Raw genomic sequence first — 2,468 nt, 5'->3', positions numbered from 1 at the left:
TAAAAAATAATCTGGAACATTCGATTTTAGTTACAAAACAGGATGGAGGTCAAAAATTCATCATGAACGGCTCAATTTCGATAGATTAATTTGTATTCTCACAAAACCCTCCATTCTTGGTACGCTGAGCACATCAGCATTTCAATGAGTCAGATTTCGGACGTGGCCGTTGCACAACTGGGATCAAACTTCTTACCTGGTTCAGGGTCGGATCATCTGAACGAAAAACCAAATTCTGCACCCAGAGGACAAGTGAATCTGTCCAATTGCTCTGAAAGGTAATCTTTGGCCTTATGAAGGGCATTTTCAGCTACCTTCTTAGGGTGACACTTCATGTATTTTTAATATTAAAGGCAATTGCCGCCATCAGCATCGTTTTATGTGCGCCCTCTATCCCAAGTACTGGAATCTTGTTGAGCCCATAGTACTGTGTTAAGCTGCCAAAGACCGGCTCTACTGTTCCCTGCCTTAAACCTTTCATGCGTTTCCCGGCTGTCGTTTGTTAGCGGAGATATGCACGCTGGTATTCTTCCTCATAGATCGTCTTTACAATTCTCTTCGTGCCAGCCTTCGGAATACATTTCTGCTTTAATGGGCATGTCGCGCAGTCACTCCTGGTAGTCCAATATGCCTTTAATGGCTTACCTTCTGTGCTGTACTCGAGGGACCGAAACGGTAACTTTTTCCCATTAGGGCAAGTGTATGAATCTGTCTCCTTATTGTAATCAAAGCCATCCACCTGCGGTCTGAACTTTCCAAAGACTGGAATCCATCCAGTGATTTTGCGCTTTTCCAGGAATTGGTAATTGTATCCGTTAGAATAGCCTGCATCAGCCATCAGGTCAGTTAGTCTCAAATGATTTCTCGTGAGTCTATCCTGCAAACACTAACGATTCTAGATAAATATTGGCTATCCCGACCATCAGCAAAGTCAGCCTGAATATGACTTATCACCCCTTGGGCAGCGTCAACAGACATCGAACAGTGATAATTGAGTTTCCTCGCTTTGCCAGGTTTAATTGATATTTTGGCATCCGGATCACGCGGGTTATAATGCGTTTTATTACTTAACAATTGCGCCTTCTCGTTACTGGCTTTCGGGCGATTTGCCCGGTCGGCGTTTAAATTATCCTGGTACTTTGCTACGCGTTTGAGTTGACTTGTACTAGCGGTTATCTCGATTTTGTCACTTTGCTGACTTGTTTTCTCAGACGGATTTTCAGAGCCAACTGCTGTAAAATGAGCTCTAATTGACTGTACAGGAGTCTTTAATTCAAAGTTTTCTATTGACGCGTTTGCTTTTATAGGAACTGAATCAACCGCATGAGTGTGTCCCGCAACCATTCCTTTTTCAATACACATGGCAAATACCTTGTCAAATAATGACTCGAAAAGTATGGAGGGATATAGTTGCCTAGTCCTGCTAACCGTAGAATGCCAAGGCAGCGGTTCATCGATATCGTAACCGATAAAGTAAAGTATGTCCATTCGCATGGAGCAATGATCGATTAGTCGACGATCTGATGTGATGTTTTCCAGATATCCTGCCAACATCAATTTGAAAAACACAACCGGATCGATTGATGGATTGCCAGTTTTACCATACAGCTCGCGGGTGTCTTTGTATAGAAACTGTAAATCGAGCGTTTCGCTAAGCCTGCGATAGAAATTTTCCTTAGGAACGCGATCTGAAAGTTGAAAGCTGACAAAGAGCTTTTCAGAGTAATTTTTCATTCCTTGCATTCCTGAAGTTACAAATTTTCTTGAAGCTTTCCATCGGTATTTCTTGTTTAGTTTGGAATCAAAGCCATTCTAAAACACTGATTGAATCATTCATGCAACGACGTCGCAATCGATCGCTTATAAATTGAACTACTACCGCAATGGCATTTGACAACACAAGGTCACAATTACAATTAGAAGTCATCTGGAAGGACAGTGACATGATCGAGTTGAGCGTTAAGGCGACAAATGGAAGATATTTTGGCTCAACAAACGTTTATGATACAAGCGAATCACTGAGGGAGTTAGCAACGTCACTCGGCCGCCTGTTGGACGAAAAACAACCATTAATATACGAGGCGGGGGGAAAGAATGATTATGCTTTTTGCGGAATGAAATTTCTTCTCCTTGATCCAACTGGCGTAATCAGTGTCGAAATCAATTTAGAGGCAAATTGTATAACTCAATATAGTAGACCAGAGAAAAAGGATAAAGTAAAATTGGAAATCCTTGTCTACATCGCAGCAATTGACCGTTTTCGAGACGAATTGATGGCATTAGCATTGAATGAAGAAGGTGTTGCTTCATTATATGGTGAGAATCAAAATAGCTAGTATCCAAGTCGTCAAATGAATAGTTGTGCAACAGCCACGGACGTTTTTTGAGACAGAAAATGTGGGTTGCAAAGTATAAGCGGTAAATGCAAGAGGCCTTACCGGGGTAAGGCCTCAAACTCGATTCATCTT

General features: G+C 41.8%; 2 protein-coding genes and 1 pseudogene. 1 reads left to right on the top strand and 2 read right to left on the bottom strand.

The genetic code is table 11. The features are described 5' to 3' along the window. Positions 1 to 331: 331 nt before the first annotated feature. Positions 332 to 838, bottom strand: a pseudogene (locus tag LZD49_RS35290) (transposase). 14 nt (positions 839 to 852) lie between these two features. After that, on the bottom strand, positions 853 to 1,734 hold the full coding sequence (locus LZD49_RS35285) for a transposase (RefSeq protein WP_234673353.1): 882 nt from the start codon (positions 1,732 to 1,734) through the stop codon (positions 853 to 855). A gap of 149 nt (positions 1,735 to 1,883) precedes the next feature. On the opposite strand from LZD49_RS35285, the gene LZD49_RS35280 reads away from it, so the two are divergent. Beyond that, the gene (locus LZD49_RS35280) at positions 1,884 to 2,336 is read left to right on the top strand and encodes a hypothetical protein (protein WP_234673351.1); all 453 of its coding nucleotides are present in this window, start codon (positions 1,884 to 1,886) and stop codon (positions 2,334 to 2,336) included. Positions 2,337 to 2,468: the final 132 nt, after the last annotated feature.

The organism is Dyadobacter sp. CY261, assembly GCF_021440085.1.
In the GTDB taxonomy this organism is placed as follows: Bacteria; Bacteroidota; Bacteroidia; order Cytophagales; family Spirosomataceae; genus Dyadobacter.
This window is presented reverse-complemented; position numbering and strand designations above follow the sequence as displayed.

Coding starts and splice junctions, on each gene's coding strand:
- LZD49_RS35285 (WP_234673353.1), bottom strand. CDS start 1,734: ATGAAAAATTACTCTGAAAAGCTCTTTGTCAGCTTTCAACTTTCAGAT.
- LZD49_RS35280 (WP_234673351.1), top strand. CDS start 1,884: ATGGCATTTGACAACACAAGGTCACAATTACAATTAGAAGTCATCTGG.